This is a genomic window from Mycobacterium sp. (assembly GCF_052144515.1).
GTDB lineage: Bacteria > Actinomycetota > Actinomycetes > Mycobacteriales > Mycobacteriaceae > Mycobacterium.
Genome location: NZ_JBKQQD010000173.1, coordinates 1 through 5,189, shown reverse-complemented (window position 1 = coordinate 5,189; position 5,189 = coordinate 1). Strand labels below are relative to the sequence as shown.

The 5,189-nt window shown below is 64.5% G+C and carries 8 protein-coding genes and 1 pseudogene; 6 read left to right on the top strand and 3 right to left on the bottom strand.

Annotated elements, in window-relative coordinates; translation table 11 throughout:
• The coding region (locus tag ACLP9N_RS11670) for a phosphoenolpyruvate carboxykinase domain-containing protein (protein WP_442407555.1) at nt 1-238 on the top strand (238 nt) is incomplete at its 5' end.
• Between the two features lie 139 nt (nt 239-377).
• Here the strand turns inward: ACLP9N_RS11670 and ACLP9N_RS11665 are convergent.
• Nucleotides 378-1,115, bottom strand: a complete 738-nt coding sequence (locus ACLP9N_RS11665; protein ID WP_442407554.1) for a group II intron maturase-specific domain-containing protein — start codon at nt 1,113-1,115, stop codon at nt 378-380.
• Between the two features lie 21 nt (nt 1,116-1,136).
• On the opposite strand from ACLP9N_RS11665, the gene ACLP9N_RS11660 reads away from it, so the two are divergent.
• The 3 genes from ACLP9N_RS11660 (at nt 1,137) to ACLP9N_RS11650 (ending at nt 2,202) form a co-directional block, all read left to right on the top strand.
• Nucleotides 1,137-1,484 (top strand): ribbon-helix-helix protein, CopG family, encoded by a 348-nt coding sequence (locus tag ACLP9N_RS11660; protein WP_442407553.1) that lies wholly within the window; start codon nt 1,137-1,139, stop codon nt 1,482-1,484.
• A gap of 132 nt (nt 1,485-1,616) precedes the next feature.
• On the top strand, nt 1,617-1,880 hold the full coding sequence (locus ACLP9N_RS11655; protein ID WP_442407552.1) for a recombinase family protein: 264 nt from the start codon (nt 1,617-1,619) through the stop codon (nt 1,878-1,880).
• Entirely contained in the window at nt 1,840-2,202 is a 363-nt protein-coding gene (locus ACLP9N_RS11650; protein WP_442407551.1) for a hypothetical protein, read from the top strand. Before ACLP9N_RS11655 ends, ACLP9N_RS11650 begins: the two co-directional genes overlap by 41 nt.
• 264 nt (nt 2,203-2,466) lie before the next feature.
• On the opposite strand, the gene ACLP9N_RS11645 is transcribed toward ACLP9N_RS11650, so the two are convergent.
• Both ACLP9N_RS11645 and ACLP9N_RS11640 read right to left on the bottom strand, forming a co-directional pair.
• A complete protein-coding gene (locus ACLP9N_RS11645) occupies nt 2,467-2,781 on the bottom strand; it encodes a hypothetical protein (protein ID WP_442407550.1) in 315 nt (104 codons plus the stop codon).
• A gap of 298 nt (nt 2,782-3,079) precedes the next feature.
• On the bottom strand, nt 3,080-3,340 hold the full coding sequence (locus ACLP9N_RS11640; RefSeq protein ID WP_442407549.1) for a hypothetical protein: 261 nt from the start codon (nt 3,338-3,340) through the stop codon (nt 3,080-3,082).
• A 356-nt stretch (nt 3,341-3,696) separates the two neighbouring features.
• Here ACLP9N_RS11640 and ACLP9N_RS11635 point away from each other — a divergent pair.
• Together ACLP9N_RS11635 and ACLP9N_RS11630 are read left to right on the top strand one after the other, a co-directional pair.
• Nucleotides 3,697-3,846 (top strand): annotated as a pseudogene (locus tag ACLP9N_RS11635) (serine/threonine protein kinase); the annotation flags it as partial.
• Nucleotides 3,847-4,195: 349 nt separating this feature from the next.
• Complete coding sequence (locus tag ACLP9N_RS11630; protein ID WP_442407548.1) at nt 4,196-4,720, top strand: ester cyclase; 525 nt, start codon at nt 4,196-4,198, stop codon at nt 4,718-4,720.
• The last annotated feature ends 469 nt before the right edge of the window (nt 4,721-5,189 follow it).

Below are 5,189 nucleotides of genomic sequence, written 5' to 3'. Positions count from 1 at the left end.
GGCCAACCCGACACCGATCGGAAACGTGCCGCGCATCGCCGACCTCGACCTGACCAGGCTAAAGTTCGATCGGGCCAAAATCGCCGCCGCACTGAACTTCTCCCCCGAAGAGTGGCTCGCCGAGACCGGCCTGATCGACGAGTGGTACGCCACCATCGGTACCAACGCCATTCCCGATGCTCTACGCGCAGAACTGGCCGCCCTCAAGCAGCACCTGTCCTGGTGCTGTTGGGGATGAACCTAGTGTGGGTCATAGATGACATCCATTGGTAGTCAGGGGCGCGGTGCCCGCAGTGCGGGTCCGTTTCCCCATCCCCCTTTCAATCCGTGCGTGCGGTTTTCCCGCACACGGCTTACCGATGATCTTCTTTGCATGGTTACGCCACCTTCGGGTAGCGGATGGTGCCGCGAAGCCGGTGTAGGCCGTGCCCGTTAAACCACTGTTCGGTCCACTGATCGGCTTGTCCGGCACGCAGGTTGCGGCCCCGCTTTTGAATCATCAAGCGAAACAGCCGCCATACCACGTATCGGTCGATCTGGCGGAACTTGTCGGCGGCGTTGCCGGTGCGAAAGTAGTTGCCCCAGCCGCGCAAGATCGGAGTGAGATCCGCGATGACGGCGCGGATATCGAGTCCGACCCGATTGCGCCCGGTACGGTCACGAACCTTGGCCCGCACTCGGGCCATGGCCGCTTGGCTGGGCCAGCGGTGCAAGTAGTAGCGGGTCACCCGCTTCTGCTCCCACAACCGCCCCGACATGCGAGCCCGGAAGTGACAACCCAGAAAATCCAGGCCCTCCCGACCGTCACGCAAGTCGACCACCTTCGTCTTATCCGGATGCAGCCGCAACCCCAACGACGCCAGGATCTCTCCCACCGCCGCCAGCGCCGTACTCGCCTGCGCCGCGCTGCGGCACAACACCACCCCATCATCGGCGTAACGCACCAACTCACCCACCCCACGGGCAGACAACTCGGTGTCGAGCACGTGCAAGAAGACGTTGGCCAACAACGGGGAAATCACGCCCCCAACGCAATGGGCAACTTCTGCTTCGACGTCACGCTGGGTTACCGGGGGCTGGAACGACCACGGCGTGTCCAGAATACTCTGTGACATGTCAGGTAGTATATTTATGACATGGCTGGTGGCCCTGGTCGTGCTGATGCCGGCGAGTACGCCGAGCGGATCAACGCGGCCGTCGAGCTGCTCGAGTCGGGGATGTCCGTGGCGGAGGCCGCACACACACTGGCGGAACGGTTCGGCTGCTCGGTGCGGCAGGCCCGCCGGTATGCCGAGCGCGCCGCCGAGAGCGGGCGGGTGGAGGCACCGGAAGCGACGACGGTATTCACCGTCAAACTTCCTGTGGCGCTTGTGGACCGGGTTCGTGAGCGGGCCCGAGAGTCGGGCAGCACGATCTCGGCCCTGGTCGCCCAGGCTCTGGAGGAACTCCTGGCGCGGGGACGCAGAAAGCGTCCACGCCGGTGAACGACCGGGTGGTCGAGACGGAGTTTGTCTTCGACCGCCACGCGGCCACCGATGTGTCGGTGGCCTACACCATCCTTGTGCCACAACGGCAGGCCCGTATCGGACGGGTCGGTCAGGAAGGACGAGCGCCACATGAGCAGCGTGGTGATCTACGCACGGGTGTCGTCGGCCCGGCAGAAGAAGGACGAGACGATTCGTTCGCAGACCGCGGCGTTGCGCGCGCACGCCGAGCAGCTGGGGCTTGATGTCCCCGACGAGTGGGTGTTCGAGGACGAGGGGCATTCTGGGGCCACGCTCGTGCGGCCGGCGCTGGAACGGCTGCGCGATCTGGTGGCCGGGGTGGGGGTGCGCGAACATGCCCTGGAACTGCACCAGCAGCTGGCCCGGCCACCGTGATCATCAGATCCAATGGTTTGCCCAGACCGACTTCCGCGCCAGCCGAGGTGGTGAACACGCCGATCACGGGCCGGACCATGAGGCCCGGCCGCCACGCAGCGTCGGCCGCGGCACGGTCGGAGGCGATCACAGCCGCCAAGACCTGTGCCGAGCCGACATCCTCGAAAACCCGCCGTATCAGGTCGCCGACGACGAGTACGCGCGCGTTGGTGAACGGTCCCGCGTCGGCCGGGAGCACGAAGGCGATACCGATCATGTCCCCGCCGGCCACCGCGATCGGCATGTTCGCACCGCTGAAAGGGTCGCGGAAGGTGAGCATTGACGGTGATTATCCACTAACCGACCCGGGAGATACCGGGCCCTAGCAGCTCAAGTAGCCGACTGCATGGCCACCGCGCGCGGCGGCGCTCCGACTGCTCGACGGTCTCCTCCAAGCTGAGCCGATAGTCGTCTGGTTCGCTCCACCGGTCGCACGTCTCGTAGAGCGCAGCACTTGCTGCGCGGGGGGGCGATCGCCTGGCGCGCAGGCCGGCGCCTTGCCCGACCGGAACTGTCGCAGAGCACGCCACAGCAGCAAGACTTCCGATCACCACGGCTCTGTTTCGCATGCCAGGGCCAAGACTGCGGCGCGGAAGGTGTCGCAATCGGCGACCGGGCCCCGTTGGCGTGTTCCGGTCGCGATCCAGCGCCCGCCGTTGTGGCGGATGCAGCCCACCACCACGCCATCGATGGCCACGACCTGGATCGCCGGGCTCTCGGGGAACAGTCGCGTCCACTTCAGCGACGACGTGGCGGCCAACTGCTCGGCGGCACGTTCCTCGCATATCCGCCATTTCGCCTGGTAGACAATGCGTTCGGCGTCCTTGATCACGTCGATGTCTGGGGATCTGCGGGTGTCCATGGCTCCTCCCTCGCGTCGCGGGTAGAAGCCATCAGCGCCGGTCGGTGCGAAGGTGGCGAACCTCATCGCCAGGCCGCAAAACGGCTTTCGCGACTGTCTTCACGGTAGCAGCGCGGCAGGCCTGCAATAGGCTCGATCGAAAGCTGGCGGTGGGACTCGCCATCAACTGCGGCCCAGAGGGGTTGGCCGGCCGCCGATGGACCTGCGGACGACAGTAATCGGCTACCACGCCGTTGCCCTGACCTGGCGAGCCCTCCGTGCACTGAGGACTCGACCCCGGCCGACCGGCGACGCCTGGTCAGGTCAGTAGCCCGAATGACTCGGAGGTCTCGGGGGGTTGGTTGATGTCGTCGGTGTCGTCGAGGTCGTCGTCGAATTCGACAGTGACGGTCCCGATTCGCGGGGGTTCGGCGCGGTGTATGCCACCGCCGCGGCGCCGGCGATGATGAGGCCGGCCAGCCAGCTTGCGGCGAAGAGCTTGCGCTTCATGACGACGCTCGGTTCCGGGTGCGCGCCCTCGGCGCATCCACACCTTTTGTATACGAATGGTGAACGCCATCGGGTTCAGATCGCGTGCCGGGGTGGTTGCGGTTGCGATGGATCATCGGCGGCCGCCAGCAGGTCCGCGGCGACCTCCCGCGCCTCGGCGGCGTCGAGGAAGTGCTTGCCGTTAAGGCTGATGGTCTCTCATCACGACGTGAGTCTGTCGAATCCCAAGCTGTGCGGCCCGCTTCGTCCCGGGCTGGGATCTGTCCGTTTGGGGTTCGGCGTACGGGACAGGCTGCGCAGATGCCCGGCATGGCCGCCGGCGCCGGCATCTGCGAAGACACCCCGGCCGGGCGGGTGGGTGGAGGTTGCGGTGATGGCGCCCGAGGGTGGGTGCCGACCTGCAGGTGGCGCGCCATACACGGTGCCACCACCTCGGCGGGATCGGTGGCGTGCGGTACCTACCAGAACGCCGCCGAGATTATCTGGACCACCGACGCCAAGAACGTGTTGAGCTACATCCGCGCATCCAACACTGACGTCCCCACGCTCTTCCAGTGGTGGCAGGCAAACGGCTGACCTTCACAACGTGCTGTGACCAGCTCCGCCACCGCGCGCATCCCGGCACCGTTGGGACGCAGCGGCGCGCCCCGTGGGTGTTTCAATCACCGACAGGAAACATCGCCTGCCCCATATGAGCGCGAGGCCGGGGTTGATTTTGCGACCTCTGTCTCGAAAGAGACGACATATGAGGGTCTCAAAACTTCGTGTCGGTGTCACCCACTGTGAACGCCAACAGCCCCCTCGTGGAGCGTCCAACGGCCTATCCGGTCACTGTTTCGCGGTTCAAGCCCGCGTTGCGAGCTGCCAGTCCGTTCAGCGTGCTGGTTAACCGTAGGCTGGGAACTCCCCGAGAGAGGTGCTGGCGATGGCCGCTTACGATCTTGCCGCGTTGTGGGAGGCTCACTGTCGGTACGAGTTTGAAACGCGGGACGTGGACGCCACCATGTCCACCATGGTGGCGGAACCCTATGTCAACCACATCCCCACCATGACCGGTGGGGTCGGCTTCGAGAGCTTGCGACATTTTTACGCGCACCATTTCATCGGGGTGAACCCTCCCGACTTCGAACTCCTCCCCGTCAGCCGCACGGTCGGGGAGAGTTCCCTTGTCGACGAGTTCATCGTCCGCTTCACGCACACCACTCGGATGGACTGGATGCTGCCCGGCATTGAGCCCACCGGACGCGCAGTGGAGATTCCGACAGTGGCCATTGTGCAATTTCAGGAAGACAAACTCGTGCATGAGCACATCTACTGGGACCAAGCTAGCGTGCTCGTTCAACTCGGTCTGCTCGATCCCGACGGTCTGCCCATCGCTGGGGCCGCGACCGCGCGCAAAGTGCTTGACGTTTCCCTGCCCAGCAACACACTGATGACTCCGTCGCAGTAGGACGCCTGGCCCACGGTTACGAGCTTGTCTTGAAACAGACCACATTCGAGACGTCCCAGACTGGCCACCCAGGGAATAGGATCTGCCAGGTCGTTGCGTCTCAAAACTTCGTCTCAGAAGACGTCGTCGCATATTGCGACACAGCGCTCATTACGAAATAGCTGTCCGTTTGGGGATCCCCTTGCGAGCAGCCGATTGACACCTTGCCACGCTTCAAAAACGTTTTCGGGACAGCTCGGCGTTTCAGTACATCAAGGGAACAGCGCGGGGCGACCAGGTCCGAACAGAACTGGAAGCCGTCTCGAAATAGACGGCAGTTGCGAGTCTCGAAAGTCAGTCGCAGTTAGCCGCGTGGAAGAGGCAACCTTGTGACATCCTGTGCGGGTGTCCACGGGCGTGGCCCCTTCAGGAGTTGTGACGTTTTTGTTCACCGACGTCGAGGGCTCGACCCGTCGGTGGGAGGCCGCCG

What these genes read in the sequence shown, in the direction of transcription:
- ACLP9N_RS11660 (WP_442407553.1), top strand. Translation starts at nt 1,137, where the DNA reads ATGGCTGGTGGCCCTGGTCGTGCTGATGCCGGCGAGTACGCCGAGCGG.
- ACLP9N_RS11640 (WP_442407549.1), bottom strand. Translation starts at nt 3,340, where the DNA reads ATGGCGTTCACCATTCGTATACAAAAGGTGTGGATGCGCCGAGGGCGC.
- ACLP9N_RS11665 (WP_442407554.1), bottom strand. Translation starts at nt 1,115, where the DNA reads ATGTCACAGAGTATTCTGGACACGCCGTGGTCGTTCCAGCCCCCGGTA.
- ACLP9N_RS11645 (WP_442407550.1), bottom strand. Translation starts at nt 2,781, where the DNA reads ATGGACACCCGCAGATCCCCAGACATCGACGTGATCAAGGACGCCGAA.
- ACLP9N_RS11630 (WP_442407548.1), top strand. Translation starts at nt 4,196, where the DNA reads ATGGCCGCTTACGATCTTGCCGCGTTGTGGGAGGCTCACTGTCGGTAC.
- ACLP9N_RS11655 (WP_442407552.1), top strand. Translation starts at nt 1,617, where the DNA reads ATGAGCAGCGTGGTGATCTACGCACGGGTGTCGTCGGCCCGGCAGAAG.
- ACLP9N_RS11650 (WP_442407551.1), top strand. Translation starts at nt 1,840, where the DNA reads ATGCCCTGGAACTGCACCAGCAGCTGGCCCGGCCACCGTGATCATCAG.